The 22,222-nt window shown below is 73.1% G+C and carries 20 protein-coding genes; 8 read left to right on the top strand and 12 right to left on the bottom strand.

The window, feature by feature from the left end; all coding sequences use genetic code 11:
- Positions 1–193 precede the first annotated feature (193 nt).
- Complete coding sequence (locus tag LQ326_RS41505) at positions 194–430, top strand: hypothetical protein (protein ID WP_234544260.1); 237 nt, start codon at positions 194–196, stop codon at positions 428–430.
- Between the two features lie 7 nt (positions 431–437).
- On the opposite strand, the gene LQ326_RS41500 is transcribed toward LQ326_RS41505, so the two are convergent.
- Positions 438–692, bottom strand: coding sequence for a Smr/MutS family protein (locus LQ326_RS41500; RefSeq protein WP_181806563.1), 255 nt, complete (start codon positions 690–692; stop codon positions 438–440).
- A gap of 407 nt (positions 693–1,099) precedes the next feature.
- On the opposite strand from LQ326_RS41500, the gene LQ326_RS41495 reads away from it, so the two are divergent.
- The gene (locus LQ326_RS41495; protein ID WP_234544259.1) at positions 1,100–1,834 is read left to right on the top strand and encodes a DUF1345 domain-containing protein; all 735 of its coding nucleotides are present in this window, start codon (positions 1,100–1,102) and stop codon (positions 1,832–1,834) included.
- Between the two features lie 27 nt (positions 1,835–1,861).
- Positions 1,862–2,293 carry an OsmC family protein gene (locus LQ326_RS41490; RefSeq protein WP_234544258.1) on the top strand — a complete coding sequence of 144 codons (432 nt, stop codon included), beginning with the start codon at positions 1,862–1,864 and terminating at the stop codon, positions 2,291–2,293.
- Between the two features lie 136 nt (positions 2,294–2,429).
- On the opposite strand, the gene LQ326_RS41485 is transcribed toward LQ326_RS41490, so the two are convergent.
- The 5 genes from LQ326_RS41485 to LQ326_RS41465 form a co-directional block, all read right to left on the bottom strand.
- Positions 2,430–4,709, bottom strand: a complete 2,280-nt coding sequence (locus LQ326_RS41485) for an SWIM zinc finger family protein (protein ID WP_234544257.1) — start codon at positions 4,707–4,709, stop codon at positions 2,430–2,432.
- Positions 4,706–7,531 carry an SCO1167/SCO6262 family helicase gene (locus LQ326_RS41480; protein ID WP_234544256.1) on the bottom strand — a complete coding sequence of 942 codons (2,826 nt, stop codon included), beginning with the start codon at positions 7,529–7,531 and terminating at the stop codon, positions 4,706–4,708. Before LQ326_RS41480 ends, LQ326_RS41485 begins: the two co-directional genes overlap by 4 nt.
- Before the next feature lie 97 nt (positions 7,532–7,628).
- Positions 7,629–8,210, bottom strand: a complete 582-nt coding sequence (locus LQ326_RS41475) for a sugar kinase (RefSeq protein ID WP_234544255.1) — start codon at positions 8,208–8,210, stop codon at positions 7,629–7,631.
- Positions 8,207–9,352 carry an ROK family glucokinase gene (locus LQ326_RS41470; protein ID WP_234544254.1) on the bottom strand — a complete coding sequence of 382 codons (1,146 nt, stop codon included), beginning with the start codon at positions 9,350–9,352 and terminating at the stop codon, positions 8,207–8,209. The genes LQ326_RS41475 and LQ326_RS41470 overlap by 4 nt, the downstream gene beginning before the upstream one ends.
- A 255-nt stretch (positions 9,353–9,607) precedes the next feature.
- Positions 9,608–10,345, bottom strand: a complete 738-nt coding sequence (locus LQ326_RS41465) for a GntR family transcriptional regulator (protein ID WP_234544292.1) — start codon at positions 10,343–10,345, stop codon at positions 9,608–9,610.
- 130 nt (positions 10,346–10,475) lie between these two features.
- On the opposite strand from LQ326_RS41465, the gene LQ326_RS41460 reads away from it, so the two are divergent.
- Entirely contained in the window at positions 10,476–11,486 is a 1,011-nt protein-coding gene (locus LQ326_RS41460; RefSeq protein WP_234544253.1) for a Gfo/Idh/MocA family protein, read from the top strand.
- 384 nt (positions 11,487–11,870) lie between these two features.
- Positions 11,871–12,266, top strand: a complete 396-nt coding sequence (locus LQ326_RS41455; RefSeq protein WP_234544252.1) for a ribonuclease domain-containing protein — start codon at positions 11,871–11,873, stop codon at positions 12,264–12,266.
- 203 nt (positions 12,267–12,469) lie between these two features.
- Here the strand turns inward: LQ326_RS41455 and LQ326_RS41450 are convergent, their stop codons facing one another.
- From LQ326_RS41450 to allB, 5 genes are all read right to left on the bottom strand, one after another.
- Positions 12,470–13,498, bottom strand: coding sequence for a medium chain dehydrogenase/reductase family protein (locus tag LQ326_RS41450; protein ID WP_234544251.1), 1,029 nt, complete (start codon positions 13,496–13,498; stop codon positions 12,470–12,472).
- A gap of 301 nt (positions 13,499–13,799) precedes the next feature.
- Positions 13,800–14,507 (bottom strand): TetR/AcrR family transcriptional regulator, encoded by a 708-nt coding sequence (locus tag LQ326_RS41445; protein ID WP_234544250.1) that lies wholly within the window; start codon positions 14,505–14,507, stop codon positions 13,800–13,802.
- 228 nt (positions 14,508–14,735) lie between these two features.
- On the bottom strand, positions 14,736–15,548 hold the full coding sequence (locus LQ326_RS41440) for an AIM24 family protein (RefSeq protein ID WP_181806605.1): 813 nt from the start codon (positions 15,546–15,548) through the stop codon (positions 14,736–14,738).
- A 76-nt stretch (positions 15,549–15,624) separates the two neighbouring features.
- Positions 15,625–16,746 (bottom strand): allantoicase, encoded by a 1,122-nt coding sequence (alc, locus tag LQ326_RS41435; RefSeq protein ID WP_234544249.1) that lies wholly within the window; start codon positions 16,744–16,746, stop codon positions 15,625–15,627.
- 52 nt (positions 16,747–16,798) lie between these two features.
- A complete protein-coding gene (gene allB, locus LQ326_RS41430) occupies positions 16,799–18,139 on the bottom strand; it encodes an allantoinase AllB (RefSeq protein WP_234544248.1) in 1,341 nt (446 codons plus the stop codon).
- A 281-nt stretch (positions 18,140–18,420) separates the two neighbouring features.
- On the opposite strand from allB, the gene LQ326_RS41425 reads away from it, so the two are divergent.
- A complete protein-coding gene (locus LQ326_RS41425; RefSeq protein WP_234544247.1) occupies positions 18,421–19,209 on the top strand; it encodes an IclR family transcriptional regulator in 789 nt (262 codons plus the stop codon).
- Positions 19,210–19,314: 105 nt separating this feature from the next.
- Here LQ326_RS41425 and LQ326_RS41420 read toward each other — a convergent pair whose 3' ends face one another.
- A complete protein-coding gene (locus LQ326_RS41420) occupies positions 19,315–19,629 on the bottom strand; it encodes a DUF5955 family protein (RefSeq protein WP_234544246.1) in 315 nt (104 codons plus the stop codon).
- A 155-nt stretch (positions 19,630–19,784) separates the two neighbouring features.
- On the opposite strand from LQ326_RS41420, the gene LQ326_RS41415 reads away from it, so the two are divergent.
- Positions 19,785–20,384 carry a nucleotidyltransferase family protein gene (locus LQ326_RS41415; RefSeq protein WP_234544245.1) on the top strand — a complete coding sequence of 200 codons (600 nt, stop codon included), beginning with the start codon at positions 19,785–19,787 and terminating at the stop codon, positions 20,382–20,384.
- Between the two features lie 133 nt (positions 20,385–20,517).
- Positions 20,518–22,140, top strand: coding sequence for a malate synthase A (gene aceB / locus LQ326_RS41410; protein WP_234544244.1), 1,623 nt, complete (start codon positions 20,518–20,520; stop codon positions 22,138–22,140).
- The last annotated feature ends 82 nt before the right edge of the window (positions 22,141–22,222 follow it).

The following is a 22,222-nucleotide window of genomic DNA, read 5'->3' as shown; positions in this document are numbered from 1 at the left end:
AAATTTTGCAATTCGGCATCTGGTCGTCGCTCCGGGAGCCGATTCGAGGTCGGGAGCGGGTTGTCAGAAGGCGGCCGCGACCGCTGCGCTCCGCGCCTCCACGTGGGGCTCCTGCCGCGCTCGGCGTGCAGGATGAAGCCGGAGGCCGGGATCGCGCCGCGACCGGTGCGGGGGGAGCGACTCCGTCGCGGTCGTGGCGGTCCCCGCCACCGGTGACGACCCCGCGGCAGCGGCACTCGCCGAGGCGGCCGCCGAACTGGCCGACGAGCAGTCGGACCTCGTCGGTGACGCCCACCGCGTCCGACCGGGCCCTTCGCGATTCGGCGAACTGCGCCTGGCCGGCGGATCCACGATCCCGGGCAAGGCCCTCCTGGACCGCGGACGCCGGCCGGCTCCGAAAGCGCGGAGGGGGACCGGAGACCGGACTTGACGCTCTCTCAGGTCAGGGGCGTGAAGTGGACCAGGATCCGGCCCGTGTTCACCGTGTCGATCTCCACACGGTCGTAGAGCTTCCTGATGTGCCTCTGGCCGAGGAAGGCGAGGACGCGCCCCTTGAGCTGCCCGGTGCCCTTTCCGTGAATGATCTGCACGACGGGCTCCCCCGTGCGTTTCGCCTGGAAGACGATCTGCCGCAGCGAGAGTTCGATGTCGCGGTTGTTCCGGAAGACCGGGTGCAGATCCAATGTCAGCAAGGCGCTACCTCCCGCTGCCGCCGCCTGTGACGTCCTGACCCGAGTGTGTCATGCGACGCACGGCCAGGACCCCGACGGGTGCGCTCGCACGAGCTTGTCAGGCTGTGACGTCGCCTCCGCGGCAGCGTTGGTACCTGCGTCCCGCCCCGCACGGGCAAGGCCCCTTGCGGCGGTGCCGGTCGATCGACTCCGTTCCCGCGCCGGACCGCACCACACCGACGCTCCCTGGGACAGCCCAGGCCCGGAAACGCGGGCACAGGCCGAGAGTCCCGGCGCTCTCCGGTGTGACGAGCCCGCCGGCCTGCTGACGACGCAGCAGCTCGATGGCCTCCTGACACGGCCCCGGCCAAGGACAGCCGGCCGGGCCGGTCGGTGCGTCGGTGGACGGTGTCGGGACAATCGTGGCCATGAGCGACCGAATGTCCGATGCCGAGAACCGTCTGGCCAGGATCGAAGGGCTGCTGGAGAGCGGCGAGCGCGATGTGGTGCCGGCGTGGCGCCGGGCGACGCGGGGCGAGCCGCGGTGGGCGGTGACCGCTGTGATTCTCGTGGCGATCGCCCTCCAGCTGATACTGCCGCACCGGCTCGCCCCGCAGCCCTACTGGGCCCTGCCCGTCCTGGAGGTGGTGCTGCTGGCCGGCCTCATCGCCGGCAACCCCCGGCGTGTCGAGCCCCGCACCCGGTGGCTGCGGGTGCTGGGACTGATCCTGATGGGGGCGATCAGCCTGGCCAACGGCTGGGCGGCGGTCCGGCTGGTGGCGGGCCTCGTGAACGGCAGCGAGGGCATGGACGCCGGGCCGCTGCTGCTGACCGGTGGTGGCATCTGGCTGACGAACGTCATCGTGTTCGCCCTCTGGTACTGGGAGTGGGACCGGGGCGGGCCGATGGCACGGGCCCTCGGCCAGCACCAGTTCGCGGACTTCCTCTTCGTGCAGATGCAGAGTCCGGAAACGGCGCCGTCCGACTGGGAGCCGGGTTTTCTCGACTACCTGTACCTGTCCTTCACCAACTCCACCGCGTTCAGCCCGACCGACGTGATGCCGTTGTCCCGCTGGGCCAAGATGCTGATGATGCTGCAGTCCTCCGTCTCCCTGGTGACGGTGGTCCTGGTGGTGGCGCGGGCCGTGAACATCCTGCGCTGACGCCCGGGCTGCCTTAGGTTCACCGGTATGAGCGAAGAGGACTCCCTGCGGCTGGTCACGGTCGAGCGCACCGGCACCGGCCGCTTCACCGCGACGAACGCCCGCGGCGGCACGATCACCTTCGGTACCGGCGACGGCACCGAATTCACCCCGGTCGAGCTGCTGCTCGCCGCGATCGGGGGCTGTACGGCGGCGGACGTGGACGTGTCAACGAGCCGGCACGTCGAGCCGACCGCCTTCACCGTCACCGTCAGCGGCCACAAGGTGAGCGACGAGGACGGCAACCGGATGACGGATCTCGCGGTCGCCTTCTCCGTCGCCTTCCCGGACGGCGCGGCCGGCGACCGGGCCCGCGCGATCCTGCCCCGGGCGGTCGCCGTCTCCCACGACCGGCTGTGCACGGTCAGCCGCACGGTCGAGGCGGGCACCCCGGTCGCCGTGTCGGTCGAGGAGGTGTGAGGTGCTGTGCCGGGACGACCCGTGACGTGCGCCGGGTCTTCGGCGGCGCCGCGTGGCGGTGACAGGCGGGGCGGGGGGCCGTGTCGTTGTGGGCAGTGCCTGAGCGCCGCCGCTCGGCTGGCCCACGGTTCTGCCCCTACAGCTCGTCCACCGCCCCGAGGCCGGTCAGTGCGCCGACCGGGTCGAGGTCGGGGGTGCCTCTGGGCCACCAGTCGTCGCGGCCCGGCTCCGACTCGTAGGCGTACCACAGGCCGTCCCGGCCGAAGCGGAGCTGGAGGTGGCCGCCGGGGTGGGTGAGGTGGTTGCGCCACGGCCGGAAGGCCGGGAGGTCCGCGGCGAGCAGCAGCGGCCGGGCCCGGTCGAAGCGGCCGGCCGGCGGGTCCCAGGGCTCTTCCAGTACGGCCAGCCCCTCCGGTCCGCCCTGACGCCAGGCGGCGACCGCGCGCGCCAGGTCGCCGGGGGCGCGGCCGACGGCGTCCGCGAGCGTGGCGTAGAGGGCACGGGTGGACGCGGTGAGACCGGACCCCGGGCGGGCAGCGGCGAGCCGTACCGCGTCCTGCCAGAGGGTCAGTGCACCGACCGGGTCGCGGCCGGTGGCGAGCACGGCGTGGGCGCGGGCCGCCGCGTCGGTGGCCAGCTGGTCCAGCGCGAACGGGTCCGGGCCGCCGGGCACCCCCGGATAGACGGGGGGCTGCTCGGGATGTGCCGGTACCGGCAGCGGAGGGGGCAGCGGCGGGAGTCGACGCGGCACGAAAGCCTCGGTCGCCCGGACGCCCGGCAGGGAGACCGGCTGCCGCTCCCGGGCCGCGCGGGCTGCGTTGCGCCGGGACAGCGCGTCGAGCACCTCGCGCTCGCCGCGGCCGCGCAGCAGGAGCAGTACGAACGGGTCGGCATCCAGCAGCCGCGCGGTCTGGTAGCAGAGGGCTGCCGCGTGCTTGCAGGGGTGACCGAAGTCCGGGCAGCTGCACCGGGGTTCGAGCTCACCTGGCCCGGGCAGCAACGGCACCCCGGTGTCGACGAGGGTCTGCGGCAGCTCCTTGTCGAGCAGCGCGGCGATGTCGGCGGGCCGGTCGGCGGCCGCCTCCAGCAGCCGCTCCCACTCGTCCTCGCCGAAGGTCCGCAGGCGCACCTGCACGCGGTACGGCCGGGGCCGGCTGCCCTGCACGTACGCCAGGACCAGTCCCGGGGTCACGGTGATGGCGTCCACGTGCCCGCGCTCGGCGTAACCCCGCCCGCGCACAAGCCGCTTGACGTCCAACGCGCCTTCTTCCAGCGCCCGCACCCACGCGTTGCCCCACCAGGTCTCGGCGAAGCCGGAAGCGCCGGCGGGGTCGCGAGGCGTCAGGGAGGGGAGGGCCGCGAAGGTGCGGCGGAGCTCGCTGTCGCGGTGCGGGGTGGCCATGGTGCGCGGGAGGCGGGGCGTCGCGGAGGGGGCCGGGGCTGAAGCTGGGGCCGGAGCCGGGGAAGGGGTCGGGGACGAGGCCGGCGCTGGGGTCGGGGCCCAGGCCGGTGCCGGGGCCGGAGCCGGGGAAGGGGTCGGGGTCGGCGCCGGGGTCGGGGCCCAGGCCGGGGCGCTCGGCTCCGGAGGGTCCGTGAGGGCCGTGGCGGCCGTGGCTGGCCGGGGCTCGGGCTCGACGGCGTTCGGCTCGGCTGCGGGTTCGACGCCGTTCGGCTCGGCTTCCGGCTCGACGGCGTTCAGCCCCACCTCGGGCTCGACGGCGTTCAGCTCGGCAGCGTTCAGTCCCACGGCGGGCTCGGCAGCCTTCAGCTCGACGGCGTTCAGCCCCACCTCAGGCTCGGCAGCCTTCAGCTCGGCAGCGTTCAGCCGCGCGGCGGGCTCGACGGCGTTCGGCCCCGCCCCGGGCTCGGCAGCGTTCGGCTCGGCCTCGTCCCTCGGCATCTGGAACGCGGTCGCCAGGAACTGCCGCAGGTCGCGGGCGGTGCGACCGCTTGCCGCGGTCGCCGGTGCCGACGAGGGCAGTCGCCGTGCCGGACGGGCCGGTGACTGGTGCGAAGCCTGCGCCGCCGCCTCCTCGGCTCGCCTCGCCTCCGCGCGCGCCGCCCGCAGCGCCTCCCGCGCCAGGTCACCGGGACGACTGCCCGGCGGGACGGCGGCGCGGGCACCGGTGCCGGCCTGGTCCGCCCGTTCGGCGCCGGCGCGGGACTCGGGAGCCGCCTCGGGCCTGCCCCCGGGCTCGGTCTCGGCATCCCGCTGCTCCGCCTCCTTCGCGGCAGCAGCCGCCCGCAGCGCCAGCCGTGCGGCATCCCCCGGCCTGGGCGCCCGCTCCGGGCGCTCCCCCGCTCCCCCGCCCGGAGCCGCCCCGTCGCCCCCGGTCTCCGCCGCCCCGTGCTCCCGCGCGGCCCGCAGCGCACGTCGCGCCGCGTCCCCGGGCCGCTGCTCGCCCTCGCCGCTCATGACGTCCTCCGCAACGACACCAGGTCGGACAGCTCACGGTCCGTCAGCTCGGTCAGCGCGGACTCGCCGGAGCCGAGGATCGCGTCGGCGAGGGCCCGCTTCGACTCCAGCATCTCGGCGATACGGTCCTCGACGGTGCCCTCGGTCACCAGCCGGTGCACCTGGACCGGCTGGGTCTGGCCGATGCGGTACGCGCGGTCGGTGGCCTGTTCCTCCACCGCCGGATTCCACCAGCGGTCGAAGTGGACGACATGGCCGGCGCGGGTGAGGTTGAGGCCGGTGCCCGCGGCCTTCAGGGACAGCACGAGGACCGGGATCGCCCCGCTCTGGAAGCGGTCCACCATGCGCTCCCGCTCCGGCACCGGGGTGCCGCCGTGCAGGAGGTCGACCGGGACCGCGCGGGCCCGGAGGTGCGCGGTGATCATGCGGGCCATGCCGACGTACTGCGTGAAGACGAGCGCCGAGCCGTCCTCGGCGAGCACGGTGTCCAGTAGTTCGTCGAGCAGGGTGAGCTTGCCGGAGCGGGCGGCCAGGCCCTCGGCACCGGTCTCTTCCTTGAGGTAGAGCGCGGGGTGGTCGCAGAGCTGCTTGAGGGCGCCGAGCAGCTTGAGCACCAGGCCGCGGCGCGCCATGCCGTCCGCCGTCTCGATGGCGAGCATCGACTCACGCACCACCGCCTCGTACAGCGCGGCCTGCTCGCGGGTGAGCGGGACCGGGTGGTCGGTCTCCGTCTTCGGCGGGAGTTCGGGGACGATGCCCGGGTCGGACTTCTTGCGGCGCAGGAGGAAGGGGCGGACCAGGCGGGCCAGCCGGGCCACCGCCGCCCCGTTCTCGTCGGCCCCGCCGTTCTCGACGGCGCGCGCGTGCCGGGCGCGGAAGGACTTGAGCGGGCCGAGGAGTCCGGGGGTGGTCCAGTCGAGGAGGGCCCAGAGCTCGGAGAGGTTGTTCTCCACGGGGGTGCCGGTGAGGGCCACGCGCGCGCGGGTCGGGATGGTGCGCAGTGCCTTGGCGGTGGCCGAGTAGGGGTTCTTGACGTGCTGGGCCTCGTCGGCGACGACCATGCCCCAGGGCTGGTCGGCGAGTCTGGCGGCGGTGGCGCGCATGGTGCCGTACGTGGTGAGGACGAAGCCGCCGGTGAGGCCGTCCAGGGTGCGGTCGGGGCCGTGGAAGCGGCGGACCGGCACGCCGGGCGCGAACCGGGCGATCTCCCGCTGCCAGTTGCCGAGCAGTGAGGCCGGGCAGACCACGAGGGTCGGCTCCGTACGGTCCCGCTTCAGGTGCAGGGCGATGACGGTGATCGTCTTGCCGAGGCCCATGTCGTCGGCGAGGCAGCCGCCGAGGCCCAGGGAAGTCATCAGGTCGAGCCAGGCCAGGCCCCTCAGTTGGTAGTCGCGCAGAGTGGCGTGCAGACCGGCGGGCGGCTCGGCCGGCCGGATGCCGGCGGTGAGGCGGTCGCGCAGGGCCGCGAGGACGCCGACGGGGACGGCCTCGACCCGCTCGCCGTCCACCTCTGCCTCGCCGGTGAGCGCCACGGAGAGCGCGTCGACCGGGTCCAGCAGGCCCAGTTCGCGCTTGCGGGCCTTGCGGACGAGGGCGGGGTCGACGAGCACCCAGCGGTCCCGCAGCCGTACGACCGGGCGGTGGGCCTCCGCGAGGGCGTCCATCTCGGCTTCGCTGAGCGGATCGCCGCCGAGCGCCAGCTGCCAGCGGAACTGGAGCAGTTCCTCGCTCTCGAAGAAGCCGGTGCCGTCGGTGGCCGATCCGGGGGCGGGCCGGACCACGGCCGCGGCGGTCAGGTCCTGGGCCAGGTCCCGGGGCCAGTGCACGGCGACCCCGGCCGCCGCGAGCCTGGTCGCCGCCGTCCCGAGCAGTTGCCCGAGCTCCTCCTCGCTGAGCGCGAGCACGTCCGGCACGTCCTGCTCGGCGAGGCGGTCCAGCGGCGGCCACACCCGCGCGGCGCGGCGCACGGCCAGCGCCGCGTCCACCCGTGCGCGGGGACCGAAGGCCGCGTCGGACCGGCCGGCCCACAGCGCCGCCGCGTCGGTCACCAGGGTCGGGTCGGCCAGGCTGTGCACCTGGACGATCGCCGCTCCCGCGCGGTGCGCGCCCTCGCCGTCGTCGAAGAGGTCGGACGCCGACAGGTCCAGGCGCAGTGAGATCCGCACGCCCGCGTCCATGCCGGCGGCGACCTCCGCGGCCCATTCGTGGGCGTCGGGCAGCCGCTGGGGTTCGCGGGCGGCGAAGGGCCGGCCCGCGGTGTGCGGGGCGGCCGGGGTGCGGGGCAGGGTGTCGGCGACGGCGTCCAGGAAGGAACGGATCAGCGCTTCCGGCTGGGGCAGCAGGAGCGGGCCGGGGCCGGGCAGCGGGACGGCGTGCCCCTCGGCGGGCAGGGCGGCGGCCACCGCGCGCAGGTGGGCGATGTCGGCGGGTTCCAGGGGGCCGGCCCGCCAGGCGTCGTGGCCGGCCGGGGTGAGGCCGGGCAGCAGCCGGCCGCGGGCGGCGAGCCGCAGCGCGTGCAGGGCGGCCGCGCCCCAGCAGGCGGTGGCGGGATGGGCTGCCGGGTCGCGGCGGGCCCGGACGAGCAGCGGCAGTGCGTCGGCGAGCGGCAGGGTGAGTGCGGGCACCTGCCGGCGGCGGACTCCGGTGGCGCCGTGCCGTCGTACGACCGTCAGCTCCTCGGTCGCGGTGCCGGGCAGCGGGTCCCCCTCAGGGTCCCAGAACGCCATCCGGCCCTGGCGGGGGAGGTCGGCGGGCAGATAGACCGCCGCCAGGCGCACCGGGACGCCGGCGTCGGCCCCGGCCTCTGCCGTGGTGCCCCTCATACGTTCTGCCACCTCCCGCCCTCATGCCGGATCAGACGTCTTCGACTGTACGGGCGGGGTCTGACAGTCGGCCCCGGCGACCGGCCGGGGCGGCGGCTCACGGAACGGTGCGCGAGACGACGTAGATCATCGGGTAGTCCGGGTCGGCCGTGTTCACCACCACGTCCTGGGTGGGCGCCGGGTTCTTCTGCTTGCGGGTCAGGCCCCACCAGGGTCCGCGGCCGGTGAACTTCCAGCCGGAGATCTTCTGGTCGCGGGAGCTGATGCTGATGTCGTCCTTCCTGAGCGCGTCCCGGTTGATGCCCATGCCCTCGAGGAAGCTGTCCAGGCCCGCACTGTTGGTGCGGAACTGGACGTAGAGGCGGCTGGTCTTCCAGTTGTTCGTCTCGTAGTAGGCGATCGGGTCGGCCGGGTGCGGGACCGGTACCTGGTAGAGGCGCCGCTGCACCTTCGACGGCCAGCCCGCGGCGAGGCCGGTCGCCGAGTACTTCGACTCCTTTTCCTTGCCGCTGTCGCGGCTCTGGTTGGCGGAGATCACCAGATAGCCGGCCGGTACGCCGATGAGCAGCACGATGATGAGCAGGGTGAGCCCCCGGCGGCGGGCCTTGTGCCCCGGCGTCTCGGGCCGGCGCCGTCCTTCCTCCGGGGACGCGGCCTGGCGGGGCAGCGCAGCGGTCATACGGTGTCCCGGGTACGGCGGGCCTCCGCGAACCGCTCGTAGCGCTCGTACCGCTCGACCCGGCGGCGCTTGGCGCGGCGGAACCGGCGGGCGACCAGGCGGGCGAGATCGGCGGCCCCGACCATGCCCGCCTCGGGGCCCAGCTGGGCACGCGCGATACGGGCCTCGGGGCGGTAGCCGCGGCCGGTCAGCTGGCGCTTGAACGCGTCCCGCGCGGGGCCGATCAGCAGGTCGTCGGCGGCGGAGACCCCGCCGCCGATCACGAAGCAGGACGGGTCGAGGGCGGCGGCGAGGTTGGCGATGCCGACGCCCAGCCACTGGCCGATGTCCTGGAGCAGCTCGATGCACATCGCGTCGCCCTCGCGGGCCAGCTCGGTGATCATCGGGCCGGTGATCTCGTTGATGTTGCCCTTGACGTGCTCGATGATCCCGTACGCCACCGGGGAGTCGGCCGCGGCCAGCTCCCTGGCCTCGCGGACCAGCGCGTTGCCGGAGCTGTACTGCTCCCAGCAGCCGCGGTTGCCGCACGGGCAGCGGTGGCCGCCGGGCACCACCTGCATGTGGCCGAACTCGCCGGCGACGCCGTACTTGCCGCGCTTGACCTGGCCGTCCTCCAGGATGGCGCCGCCGATGCCGGTGCCGAGCGTGATCATGACCAGGTGGTCCTCGCCGCGGCCGGCGCCGAAGCGCCACTCCGCCCAGGCGGCGGTGTTGGCGTCGTTGTCGACGAGGACGGGGACCGAGAGCCGGCCGGAGAGGCGGTCGCGCAGCGGTTCGTTGCGCCAGGACAGGTGGGGGGCGAACAGCACGCGGTTGCGGTCGGCGTCCACCCACCCGGCGGCGCCGATGCCGACGGCGTGCACATCGTGCCGGTCGGACAGGTCCAGGACCAGTTCGACGATCGTGTCCTCGACGACCTTCGGGCTCTTGGACTTGTCCGGGGTCTCCGTGCGGAGCTTCTCCAGGATGTTGCCGTCGGCGTCCACGACGCCCGCCATGACCTTGGTGCCGCCGATGTCGATGCCGACGGTGGGGACGCGCGGGGCCGTCAGGTGGGACCGGCGCTCCCGGGTGCCGACGGTTCGCAGAACCGGGGCTCGGCGGGAGCCGATGGGGGCGGTGAGGTCGCGGTAGGTGCTCATCGGGCTCGATTGTGCCTCACCGCGGGAAAGGGTGCCGTTCGGGGGAGATAAGGAAGGGTGCGCGCCATTGCCGGGTGCCGGTGCATCGTGGCTGGTCGCGCCCACGCGGCGGAGCCGCACATGCACAGCCCCGCGCCCCTTTCGGGGCGTTGCAGCCGGTGGCGTCGATAGTCCGGGTCACCTCCGCCTTCAGCCTGCCGTCAGCACACGCATCGGTCATATTGTCCGGACATTACGACCGGGACGGCGGTGTCCTCAGGGCCGTACGAGCAGCTGGAACTCGAAGGAGTAGCGGGTGGGCCGGTAGATGTGGTCGCCGAACTCGACCGCGCGGCCGGTGTCGTCGTAGGTGGTGCGCTGCATGGTGAGCAGTGGGGCGCCTTCCGGCTCGTCGAGCCGCTCGGCCTCGGCGGCCGTGGCGCCGCGCGCGCCGATGGACTGGCGGGCGCTGTGCAGGGTGATCCCGGCGGTCCGCATGAGCCGGTACAGGCCGGTCGCCTCCAGCTGGGCGGTGTCCAGGTCGAGCAGACCGGACGGCAGGTGGTTGGTCAGGTACGCCATGGGCTCGCCGTGCGCCAGCCGCAGGCGCTCGATCCGGTGCACCTCGGTCTCCTCGGCGACCCCGAGCGCGGCCGCCACCTCGGCGGACGCCGGGACGACAGTGTTGACCAGCACGTTCGTCGCGGGACGCTGGCCGGCCGACTCCAGGTCGTCGTAGAGGCTGCTGAGTTCCAGCGGGCGTTTGACCTGGCTGTGCACGACCTGGGTGCCGACGCCCCGGCGGCGGACGAGCAGGCCCTTGTCGACCAGGGACTGGATGGCCTGGCGGACGGTCGGGCGGGACAGGCCGAGCCGTGCGGCGAGCTCGATCTCGTTGCCCAGCAGGCTGCCAGGGGTGAGCGAGCCGTGCTCGATGGCCGCTTCCAGCTGCTGGGCGAGCTGGAAGTACAACGGCACCGGGGAACTCCGGTCCACACGGAGGTCGAGCGTCACGGTCGGGTCCACGTCTGGTTTGGGCACGGGGCCGAGCGTATCCCCGTGACGGGTTGACGGGAAGTTGTGTAGTTCGATTGTCCGGACATACGGATTGACAGCGAACGGGGTGCACCAGCACCTTGTTCCCATGCGCATCGGGGTCATCGGGACGGGCCGCATCGGCACCATTCACGCGAACACGCTCAGCCGTAATCGCGAGGTCGGATCGCTGATCCTCACGGACGTGGATCCCCAGCGGGCCCAGGATCTGGCGCACCGGCTCGGGGAGACGGCGGCACCGGGCACGGACGAGATCTTCACGTGGGGCGTGGACGCGGTGGTGATCACCGCCGCCACCTCCGCCCATGCCGACCTGATCGGCCGGGCGGCGCGGTCCGGGCTGCCGGTCTTCTGCGAGAAGCCGATCGCCCTCGACCTGCCGGGCACGCTGAATGCCCTGGCGGAGGTGGAGAAGGCCCAGACGGTGCTTCAGATGGGTTTCCAGCGGCGCTTCGACAAGGGGTACGCCGGTGCGCGCGAGGCGGTGCGCTCGGGCCGGCTCGGGCGGCTGCACACCGTACGGGCGCTGACCTCCGACCAGTCGCCGCCGCCGCCGGAGTGGCTGCCGCTGTCCGGCGGGCTCTTCCGGGACACGTTGATCCACGACTTCGACGTGCTGCGCTGGGTGACCGGCCGCGAGGTCGTCGACGTGTACGCGACCGGCTCGGACGCGGGTCCCGCGATGTTCCGCGAGGCCGGCGACGTCGACACGGGAGCGGCGGTGCTCACCCTGGACGACGGCACGCTGTGCACGGCGACGGCGACCCGGCTGAACGGCGCCGGATACGACGTGCGGATGGAACTGGCCGGCGAGCTGGACACCGTGGTGGTCGGCCTGGACGACCGGACGCCGGTGGCCTCGACCGAGCCGACCGGGCCGCCGCCCGCGGACAAGCCGTGGCCCGGTTTCCTGGAGCGGTTCGGGCCGGCCTACGAGGCCGAGCTGTGCGCCTTCGTCGACGTGGTGCGCGGCGAGCTGGCCAACCCCTGCGACGGGCGCGAGGCGCTGCAGGCGCTGCGGATCGCGGAGGCCTGTGAGATCTCCCGGCGCGAGCGCAGACCGGTGACGCTCGCGGAGATCCCGGACCAGCCGGCCTGACCGCCTCCCCGGACCGGCCGGGTCGGCTGTGTCCGGCCGCGGACCACGGCTGCCGGCGCACCGAGGGGCTGCGCTCCCGAGGAGGTCGGCGCGGTCGCTCGATCGCACCCGTCTCGAGAGCGTCGAGCCGGCCACGCGCGCGTGCCTGCCGGGTGGCGGCGGCCTGCCGCGTCAGCCGCGGGGTGACGGCGGGCGACAGCGCGGGTTCGCCGTCCGCGACCGGCGCAACGCGGCGACGATCTCGGTGTCCCCCGCGCCGCCCCTCATGAGGCCGTTGAAGCCACCAGGCGTTCGGTTAACTCCGCGAAAACTCATCGGACTTGGCGGGAAATTCTGCGGAGTTGTCATTGACATGCCACACTCTACGCGCGTCATCATGGAGTCATGAGATTCCCCCCACGGATCACCCGCATCGGCGCCGCGGGCGCCCTTCTGTCCGCGCTCCTCGTCGGCGGCACCGTCGCCGTCTCCACGGCGGACGCGGCCGCCACCTCGGTCGGCAGCATCTGCTACAGCGCCCTGCCCTCGCAGGCGTACGACACGCTGGACCTGATCGCGTCGGACGGCCCCTTCCCGTACTCGCAGGACGGGACCGTCTTCCGCAACCAGGAAGGCCTCCTGCCCAGCGAACCGTCCGGCTACTACCACGAGTACACCGTGGTCACCCCCGGCTCCTCCACGCGCGGCGCACGCCGCGTCATCACCGGCGAGGCGAGCCAGGAGGACTACTACACCGCCGATCACTACGCCTCGTTCGACCTGATCGACTTCGGCTGCTGAGGCCCGGCGCCCGGCCCCTCGCCCCGCGCACCCCCCACAGCACGGAGTGAGGCCCGGCCGATCGGCCGACGACCGGTCGAGGACGGGCCCGTCGCACGCGTACCGGCACCGGCGGCCTGACCACCGGTGCCGGTCCGGCGTCTCGCCGGCCCGGATCACCCGCCCCGCGGGGCGGCGGCGCGGCGGCACGGTTCCCGGCGCCGTCACGGTGTGAGGATCACCTTTCCGGCGACCGTGCCGGACTCGGCGAGCCGCATCGCCTCCGCGACCCGGGCGAGCGGCATCCGGGCGGCGATCGGCGCGTCGATGTCGCCCCGCCGCAGGGCGTCGAGGACTTCGGTGAGGTCGGCGTGGAGCCGGGCCCGGAAGCCGTCCTTCCTCCTGGCCCCGGCCCACACGTTGAAGAAGTAGGCGTGGCGCCCGTTGGGCAGCGCGTTCCAGAGCATCACCCGGCCGACCGTCTTGAGCACCGGCCACATCTTGGAACCCCCGACGTCCCGGGTGGATGCGGACCCGTACGAGACGAGGGTGCCGCCGGGGGCCAGCAGCCGCCAGGAGTCGAGGACGCCGGGGCCGCCGACGTGGTCGAAGACGGCGTCCACACCATGGGGGGCGATCTCTCGCACGCGGGCCGGGACGTCCTCGGACCGGTAGTCGACCGGGGTCACGCCCCGCTCCCGCAGGGCCGCGTGATGGCGGGGGGAGGCCGTGCCGATCACCTTCACGCCGGCAAGCCGGGCGAACTGGACCAGGACGGAGCCGACACCGCCGTTGGCGCCGTGCACCAGCACGGTCTGGCCGGCCTTGACGCGCGCCATGTGGTGCAGCATCCGCCAGGCCGTGATCCCGTTGGTGACGAGGGCCTCCGCCTCGGCCGCGTCGACACCGTCGGGCACCGGCACCGCGTCCGCCGCGGCCACGGCGACGTGGCTGGCCCAGCCGCCGACCTTGACCAGTGCGGCAACCCGGGTTCCGGCCAGGTCCGGATCGACGCCGGGGCCCGTGGCGTGGACGGTGCCGACCAGGTCGTAGCCGGGCGAGAAGGGGAACGGCGGCTGGTCGAAGTACTTGCCGCGGCGCATCTGCTGTTCCGCGAAGGAGACGCCGGTCGCCTCCATCCGGATCACGACCTGGCCGGGTCCGGGTACCGGGACCGCTCCGTGACGGATCAGCAGCCCTTCCGGTTCGACCTTGCCCGGCAGAACGACCTGCGTGAGTTGCTCGGCGCCCATGGCGACCTCCCTGACATCCCGATGGGGTTGGCTGTTAGTTGCGATCGCTTCAGTGAGAAGCTCTAACAGAAATGAACCCTAGCAACCGCTAGTGAGGCACGCAATAGTTACTGGGTATAACCGACGTGACGAAACCATGGACAGCGCAGGCGCAGGGCCCGCCTCACCGCGACGGCAGAGGGGTGGGCGGTCGACTGTCGGCTGTCGGCCTCGTCGTCGACGTGGGGCCACGGAAAAGCCCTGCCGGCGGTTGCCGACAGGGCTGAAGGGTCCTCGTCAGAGCCGAAGTGCCGTACGGCCGTCAGCGGAGCTGGAAGGCGTCGGCCAGCATGGCGGTCTGCACGTCGAGCAGGGTGGCGGGGCTGTGGCCCATCCCCGTGAACTGGCCCGCGACCTCCAGGCCCACCGTGCCGTGCAACTGCGGCCAAGCCATCACCGCGCCGGTCAGCGCCACCGCCGCGGCCGGATCGGTGGCGGGCAGGCCCGTCCACTGCCGGACCCACGCGGCGACTTCCGGCTCGTCGCGCAGCCAGGCCTGCAACTGCGCCAGCAGCGGATCCAGACCGGCCAGCGGCCGGCCCTCGGCGAAGACCGACAGGAACGGCCCGAGGACCGAGCGGGCCTTCATCACGGTCTCCGGGGGCGCGGTGAAGCCCGCCACCGGGGTGCCCTGGATGAGCAGGTAGAGGTGCGGATGAGCCACCGACCACGCCCGGTAGGCCCTGGTCAGCGCGAGCAGCGCCGCGCGCCCTCCGCCGTCGGTGTCCACCGCGTGGACGGCCTCGGCCGCGGCCGTGTAGGCGTCCAGGACCAACTCGGCGAGCAGGTCGTCGCGGCCGGCGTAGTAGCGGTAGAGCGCCGGGCCCGACAGCCCGATCTCCTTGGCGATCCGCAGCAGCGCCACACCCTCGACGCCGCCGGCGGCAAGCTGGCGCACGGCCACTTCCTTGATCTCCGCGCGGGTCTGTTCCCGGTACCGCTCACGCGGACTGCGCGCCTGGGCTGCCATGACCGGTCCTCCTGCGGCTCCCCCGGGGGGTGCCCGGCACTCAGGCTCCGGCCCGCCCGGATCGTCATTCGTCCTTGCAGGTGTTGCACTCTATCGCTTTCGCGACACAGTGCAGTCCCGCAGGCGGGCTCAGCAGCGCCGCCGGACGCGCGCCTCGGCGAGGTACGACGAGTCCGGGCTCCGGCCGCGGCCTTCTTCCTGGAGGGTCGGCCGGCCTCCGGTGTGCGCTCATCCCGCGTTCGTCGAGAACAGTCCGCCCGTCGGGCCCTGCTTGTCGCCGCCCTGGGCCTTCTTCAGGGCGTTGGCGAGGCTCTCGATGGTCAGGGACTGCAGGATCACCCGGCCGTTGCCCTCCAGGGTGGCCAGGGAGAGGCCCTCGCCGCCGAAGACCGCGTTCATGATGCCCTGGCGGTTGAGGCCGCCGACACGCTGTACGCCGTATTGGATGCCCTCCTCGAAGGCGACGACGCAGCCCGTGTCGACCTCGATACGGCCGCCGAAGTCGGCGGGATTGAGGTCGATGAAGTTGCCCGCACCGGCGATGATCACCGTGCCGTGGCCGGTGAACTTCTCCAGGATGAAGCCCTCGCCGCCGCTCATGCCGGTGCGGCCGCCCCGGAAGGCGATACCGAACTCGACGGTGGACTCGGCCGCCACGAAGGCGTCCTTCTCGGCGAACCAGGCGCGTCCGCCGTCGAGCTCCAGGGCCCGCATCTCGCCGGGCAGCACACCGGCGAAGCCGACGGTGCCCTCGCCGCCCTGGGAGGTGAAGTACTGGAACGCCAGCGACTCGCCGGCGAGCATGCGCTGGCCGACCTGCATGGCGGTGCCCATGGCCTGGCGCAGCATGCCGCCCATGCCACCGGCGCCGCCCTGCGGCTGGCCGCCGTTGCCCGACGGTCCGCTCAGCCGGGTCTCCATGGTCACGTTCGTCGTCTTGAACAGGAACTTGCCGGCCTCGCAGTAGACGGTCTGGCCGGGGTGCAGGTTGACGACCGCCATCTGCATGGCGTTGCCGACGATTTCTTGCTGAAGAGTCACGGCAGAAGAACGTAGCCGACGATCCGGCGGTTCCCCTCGCCCGCCCGCCCGAACCGTGGGTGCGCGGGAGGGGAAGTCAGGACAGTTCGCGGTGGATCGTGGCCAGGGCCGCCGCTCCTGCCGCTGTCGGCGTTCCGAACAGGCGGAGGCGGGAGATGCCGCCGTCCGGGTAGATGTCCACGCGCGCGTGGGTGCCGACGGCCGGGCCGGGCAGGACGAAACGGTGGTTCGTGTCGGGCTGGAGGCGGGTGCGCGGGAGGATCTCGTGCCAGTCGGCGTCCCCGCCGTCCTCGCCGTCCCGGACCGACACCGACGCCCATCCCGCGCTGTTGCCCAGCAGGTACGCCGTGTCGATCTCGATCGCGCGGATCTGCGACTGGGCGGCGAGCCGGTAGCGGATCCAGTCGTTGCCCTGGTCGCGGCGGCGGCGTGTCTCCCAGCCGTCGTCCATCTTGCGGGAGCGGCCCGGCTGGATGGTGTTGGTGGCCGGCGAGTAGAAGAGGTCGGACGCGTCCTCGACCCGGCCGCCGTTCTCCAGGGCGACCACGTCGAAGGTGCCGAGCACGGCGAGCCACCCGGGGTCGGGGACGACCTCGCCGTGGACGCGCAGGCGCGCGATGCCGCCGTCGGGGTGCTGACGGACGCGGAGGTGGGTGAAGCGCTGCTCCAGGGAGACCGCGAAGCCGTTCGCCGCGTGGCCGCCGACGGGTGTGCGCGGGACGAGGGTCGTCCACTGCACGTCGTCGCCGAGCAGTTCTTCCGGGGACGGGGAGCCGGCGGCCGAGGTGCCCTCGACCGACACCGCCCGCGGGTGGTTGCCGCGGAAGTGGGCGGTGTCGACGACGATCCCGCGGACGACCCCGGGAGCGCCGAGGCGGACCAGTGCCCAGTCGTGGTCCTCGGCGGTGGGCCAGGGGTGGCCGGCCGAGGCTCCGCGGCGGCGGCGCGTCTCCCAGCCGTCCATGATCTTGCCCTTGTGCCCGAAGTGCTCGGGGTCGAACTCGGCCCGTCCCGGAGTCAGCAGGTTCTCCCGCTGGGCGAAGAACTCGTCGTTGGCGGCGACGACCCCGGCCCCGAGCCGCCGGTCGGCGAGGTCGGGGTACCGGGTGAAGGGGAAGTCGGCGGTGCGGTAGTCGGCGTACGGGTCGCCGCCGGAGTAGGGGGGCGCGGCGCCGGTGAAGGGCGGGATCGCCGTCAAAGAGGTTCTTCCTTCCGGGTGTCGGCCGTTGCGGGTGCGGGAGACCGGGAGGTCACGGGGTGCGGGTGAGCAGGCGGCCCCGCGGGGGCGTGAACTCGCCGTCCGCGAGGATGCGTTCGCCGCGCAGCCAGGTGGACTTCACGACGCCGTGCAGGGTCTTTCCGGCGTACGCGGTGACCCGGTTGCGGTGCTGGAGGCCGGCCGGGTCCACGGTGAAGGTCTCGTCGGGCGCGAGGACGGCGAAGTCGGCGTCCCGGCCCGCCGCGATGGCGCCCTTGCGGTCGTCGAGGCCCACGAGCGCGGCCGTGCGGGCCGACATCCAGCGGACCACGTCCTCGAGACCGTGGCCGCGCCTGCGGGCTTCCGTCCATACGGCGGCGAGGCTGAGCTGGAGGCCCGAGATGCCGCCCCAGGCGGTCGCGAAGTCGGCGGTCTTCAGGTCGGCCGTGGCGGGCGAGTGGTCGGTGACCACGCAGTCGACGGTGCCGTCGGCCAGCGCCTGCCAGAGCAGGTCCCGGTTGGCCGCCTCCCGGATGGGCGGGCAGCACTTGAACTCGCTGGCGCCGTCCGGGACTTCCTCGGCGGTGAGGGTGAGGTAGTGCGGGCAGGTCTCGACGGTGAGGCGGACGCCGTCCGCCTTGGCCGCCGCGATCAGCGGCAGCGCGTCGGACGAGGACAGGTGCAGGACGTGCACGCGCGCGTGCAGGCGCCTCGCCTGGGCGATCAGCTGGGCGATCGCCGTGTCCTCCGCGTCGCGCGGGCGGGAGGCGAGGAAGTCGGCGTACTTCGGGCCACCCCGCTGCGGGGCGGTCTCCAGGCGGTGCGGGTCCTCGGCGTGCACGATCAGCAGGCCGTCGAAGGACGCGATCTCCGCCAGCGACCGGGCCAGCTGTTCCTGGTCCAGAGGGGGGAACTCGTCCACGCCGGACGGCGACAGGAACGCCTTGAAGCCGAAGACACCGGCCTCCTGCAGCGGGCGCAGGTCCTTGACGTTTCCGGGCAGTGCGCCGCCCCAGAAGCCGACGTCGACGTGCGCCTTGCCGGCCGCGACCGCGCGCTTGACGCGGAGGCCGTCGACGGTCGTGGTCGGCGGGAGCGAGTTGAGCGGCATGTCGACCAGGGTGGTGATGCCGCCGGCCGCCGCCGCGCGGGTGGCGGTCCAGAAGCCCTCCCACTCGGTACGCCCCGGGTCGTTCACGTGGACGTGGGTGTCGACCAGGCCGGGCAGCAGGACGTCGTCGCCGAAGTCCGCCAGGCGGGCGCCGGCCGGGACGTGGGCGCCGTAGGGCAGTACGGCCGTGATCGTCCCGGCGGACACCGCGACCGAGGCGGCCCGCGTCCCCTCCGGGGTGATGACGCGCGTCGAGCGCAACACCAGTTCAGCGTCGGACACCCGGACCCCTCTCTCTGCGCCGTTTTACTTCCGGTTGCTTCCGGGAAACGGGATTTACACCCACGTAACAGAGTTCAACGTTCTGTTGAAGGAGTCTTCACTCCCGCTCTCGCGGCGTCAAGGGCACACTGCTTCCCGGCCCCCACAGGCACTCACCCTGGACGTTTCCACAAGGCGGAATTAGCATTCCGACAAACAGAACGAAGTGATGTGCGACCAGGGAGTCAACCGACTGCCGGGTAGGCTGCCGGCCTTCCCGCCAGTCCCGAAAGGAACGCGCCGTGCCGACGTCCGACGCCAGCGCCACCGGCTCCGCCAAGTCCGGCGGCGGGGTCCAGTCCCTTGAGCGCGCCTTCGATCTGCTGGAGCGGATGGCGGACGCGGGCGGCGAGGTGGGCCTCAGCGAGCTGTCCGCCAGCAGCGGACTGCCGTTGCCGACGATCCACCGGCTGATGCGCACGCTGGTCGCCTGCGGCTATGTGCGGCAGCAGCCGAACCGGCGGTACGCCCTCGGACCCCGGCTGATCCGGCTCGGCGAGTCGGCGGCCCGGCTGCTCGGCACCTGGGCGCGGCCGTATCTCGCGCGGCTGGTCGAGGAGACCGGGGAGACGGCGAACATGGCGCTGCTCGACGGGGACGAGATCGTGTACGTGGCGCAGGTGCCGTCCAAGCATTCGATGAGGATGTTCACCGAGGTGGGGCGGCGGGTGCTGCCGCATTCCACGGGCGTGGGGAAGGCGTTGCTGGCGGATGTGCCGGACGCCGAGGTGCGGGCGCTGCTGGGGCGGACCGGGATGCCGGCGGCGACCGAGAAGACCATCACCACTCCGGAGGGGTTCCTCGACGCCCTGGAGGAGGTGCGGCGGCTGGGGTACGCCGTGGACGACAACGAGCAGGAGATGGGGGTGCGGTGCCTGGCGGTGTCCGTGCCCGGTTCGCCGACCGCGGCCGCCATTTCGATCTCCGGTCCCGCGGGTCGGGTCACGGAGGCGGCGGTGGCGAAGATCGTGCCGGTGCTGCGGCAGGTGGCGGTCGAGTTGTCCCAGACGTTGGCGAGTTCGGGAGCCTGAGCGGCAGGGACCGCCCCGCCGTTGGGGAGTGCGGGGCGCGTCGCGGCTGGTCATGCCCGCGCCGCGGAGCCGCACCTCGATACGGCCCCGCGGCCCGTACGGCGCTCAGGGTCTCGGCGTCTCACCGAACAGGTCCACCGCCCGGCGTACGTCCGACAGACCTCGCGACAGCGCGCTCACCGAACCGATCGCGCCCGCGATCAGTAACAGCGACCGGCGCAGGCGGGGGACCTCCGGGATGCCGCCCGCGGCCATCGCGGCCAGGGCCGCCAGCTCCTCCTCGGCTATCGCCCGGTCCGGGAACTCAGCCGGATGCCCGGCCAGTTCGCGGCGCAGCCGGGAGACCGCCGTGCGCAGTTCCGTCACCCTCGAATCCTCGTCGCTGCCGGTCACTGGCCTCTGTCCCAAGCTCCGCAACACAGCTCTCCCCCCTCGCCGGGCGCCCCAGGACGGCGGCCGGGCGCCCGGGGACGCCGGTCAGTAAACGCCCTTCCGTACGGAAAGCGCTACCGCGCGGACCGAATTTCAGCCCTTCGGAGCCGGGCGTCCGCTCCGGCGTCGGGTATGCAGGACGCATGACGGACACGCGTGACCAGATCGCCGGGCTGCTGCTCGCCGCAGGCGGCGGCAGACGGCTCGGCGGGCGCCCCAAGGCGCTGCTGACGCACCGGGGGCGGCCGCTGGTGGAGTACGCGGTCGGGGTGCTGCGCGCCGGCGGCTGCGGGCCGGTGCACGTGGTTCTGGGGGCCCGTGCGGAGGACGTGCGGGAGCGGGCCGAGCTGGGCGGCTGCGTGGTCGTGGCGAACCCGGACTGGGCCGCGGGCATGGGGTCCTCGCTGCGGGTGGGGCTGGAGTCGCTCGCCGGGGCGGGGGTGCGGGCGGCCGTGGTGTCGCTGGTGGATCAGCCGGGGATCGGCACGGCGGCCGTCGCGCGGGTCGTCACCGGTTTCCGGGACGAGTCCTCACTGGTGTCGGCCACGTACGACGGGGTGCGCGGGCATCCCGTCCTCCTCGGCTCGGCCCACTGGGCGCAGATCGCCGCGAGCGCGACCGGGGACCGGGGCGCCCGCGCGTATCTCAAGGCCCACGAGGACGCGATCACGCTGGTCGAGTGCGGGGACGTGGCCGAGCCGTACGACATCGACACGGAAGCGGACCTGGGCCGCCTTGAGTGAACGGCGGCCCGGCTCAGAGCACCCGGACGTCAACAAACCATTGAACTTCCACGATGAGGAAAGTAGTATCCGTTTTTCAGAAGCGCCCGGAACGACTGGCACCCGGTGCCACCGCTGAAGGAAGTGACAGCTGATGTCCGCACCAGCGCCGTCCGCGCCGGCCATCGTCCACGCCGAGCCCCTGCCCCGGCAGGAGGAGGTCCTCACCGACGCGGCGCTCGCCTTCGTCGCCGAGCTGCACCGGCGGTTCTCGCCGCGCCGTGCCGAACTCCTCGCCCGCCGCGCCGAGCGCCGCGCCGAGATCGCCCGCACCTCGACCCTGGACTTCCTTCCGGAGACCGCCGCCGTCCGCGCGGACGACTCCTGGCGGGTCGCCCCCTGCCCCGCGGCCCTGGACGACCGGCGCGTCGAGATCACCGGTCCCACCGACCGCAAGATGACCGTCAACGCCCTCAACTCGGGCGCCCGGATCTGGCTGGCGGACTTCGAGGACGCCTCCGCGCCGACCTGGGAGAACGTCGTCCTGGGCCAGCTGAACCTGATCGACGCCTACACCAGGAACATCGACTTCACGGACCCGGCGAGCGGCAAGTCGTACGCCCTGCGCCCGAACGAGGAACTGGCGACGGTCGTCATGCGGCCGCGCGGCTGGCACCTGAACGAGCGGCACGTCGAGGTCGACGGCGAGCAGGTGCCCGGCGCCTTCGTCGACTTCGGTCTCTACTTCTTCCACAACGCGCGGCGGCTGCTCGACCTCGGCAAGGGACCGTACTTCTACCTCCCGAAGACCGAGTCGTATCTCGAGGCCCGGCTCTGGAACGACGTGTTCGTCTTCGCGCAGGACCACCTCGGCATCCCGCGGGGCACCATCCGCGCCACCGTGCTGATCGAGACGATCACCGCCGCGTACGAGATGGAGGAGATCCTCTACGAACTGCGCGACCACGCCTCGGGGCTGAACGCCGGGCGCTGGGACTACCTGTTCTCCATCGTGAAGAACTTCCGTGACGGCGGGCCCCGGTTCGTCCTCCCGGACCGCAACGCGGTCACCATGACAGCCCCGTTCATGCGGGCGTACACCGAACTCCTCGTCCGCACCTGCCACAAGCGCGGCGCGCACGCGATCGGCGGGATGGCGGCCTTCATCCCGTCCCGCCGGGACGCCGAGGTCAACAAGGTCGCCTTCGAGAAGGTCCGTGCCGACAAGGACCGCGAGGCGAACGACGGTTTCGACGGCTCCTGGGTCGCCCACCCCGACCTGGTCCCGATCGCCATGGAGTCCTTCGACCGGGTCCTCGGCGACAGGCCGAACCAGAAGGACCGGCTGCGCGAGGACGTGCACGTCGAGGCCGCCGACCTGATCGCGATCGACTCGCTGGAGGCGAAGCCGACCTACCCGGGTCTGGTCAACGCCGTCCAGGTGGGCATCCGTTACATCGAGGCGTGGCTGCGCGGGCTCGGCGCGGTGGCCATCTTCAACCTCATGGAGGACGCGGCCACCGCCGAGATCTCCCGCTCGCAGATCTGGCAGTGGATCAACGCGGGTGTCGAGTTCGAGAACGGCGAGAAGGCCACGCCGGAACTGGCCCGCAAGGTCGCCGCCGGGGAACTCGCCGCGATCCGCGCGGAGATCGGCGAGGAGGCCTTCGCGGCCGGCCACTGGCAGCAGGCCCACGACCTGCTGCTCACCGTCGCCCTAGACGAGAACTACGCGGACTTCCTGACGCTGCCCGCGTACCAGCAGCTCAGGGGCTAGGGCGTGTTGCGAAAGTCCCGTCGTCCGCCCGGAGGGCGGGCCGCGCGGCGTCAGGTGCGTGCTCTCGGCGTGCCGGGCGGAA

Origin of the sequence: Streptomyces shenzhenensis (assembly GCF_021462265.1) — a bacterium.
Taxonomy (GTDB): domain Bacteria; phylum Actinomycetota; class Actinomycetes; order Streptomycetales; family Streptomycetaceae; genus Streptomyces; species Streptomyces shenzhenensis.
Note: the sequence above shows the minus strand (reverse complement) of the source record. Positions and strands in the feature narration are given on the sequence as shown.

Coding starts and splice junctions, on each gene's coding strand:
- LQ326_RS41495 (WP_234544259.1), top strand. CDS start 1,100: ATGAGCGACCGAATGTCCGATGCCGAGAACCGTCTGGCCAGGATCGAA.
- LQ326_RS41490 (WP_234544258.1), top strand. CDS start 1,862: ATGAGCGAAGAGGACTCCCTGCGGCTGGTCACGGTCGAGCGCACCGGC.
- LQ326_RS41485 (WP_234544257.1), bottom strand. CDS start 4,709: ATGAGCGGCGAGGGCGAGCAGCGGCCCGGGGACGCGGCGCGACGTGCG.
- LQ326_RS41480 (WP_234544256.1), bottom strand. CDS start 7,531: ATGAGGGGCACCACGGCAGAGGCCGGGGCCGACGCCGGCGTCCCGGTG.
- LQ326_RS41475 (WP_234544255.1), bottom strand. CDS start 8,210: ATGACCGCTGCGCTGCCCCGCCAGGCCGCGTCCCCGGAGGAAGGACGG.
- LQ326_RS41470 (WP_234544254.1), bottom strand. CDS start 9,352: ATGAGCACCTACCGCGACCTCACCGCCCCCATCGGCTCCCGCCGAGCC.
- LQ326_RS41460 (WP_234544253.1), top strand. CDS start 10,476: ATGCGCATCGGGGTCATCGGGACGGGCCGCATCGGCACCATTCACGCG.
- LQ326_RS41455 (WP_234544252.1), top strand. CDS start 11,871: ATGAGATTCCCCCCACGGATCACCCGCATCGGCGCCGCGGGCGCCCTT.
- LQ326_RS41450 (WP_234544251.1), bottom strand. CDS start 13,498: ATGGGCGCCGAGCAACTCACGCAGGTCGTTCTGCCGGGCAAGGTCGAA.
- LQ326_RS41445 (WP_234544250.1), bottom strand. CDS start 14,507: ATGGCAGCCCAGGCGCGCAGTCCGCGTGAGCGGTACCGGGAACAGACC.
- LQ326_RS41415 (WP_234544245.1), top strand. CDS start 19,785: ATGACGGACACGCGTGACCAGATCGCCGGGCTGCTGCTCGCCGCAGGC.
- aceB (WP_234544244.1), top strand. CDS start 20,518: ATGTCCGCACCAGCGCCGTCCGCGCCGGCCATCGTCCACGCCGAGCCC.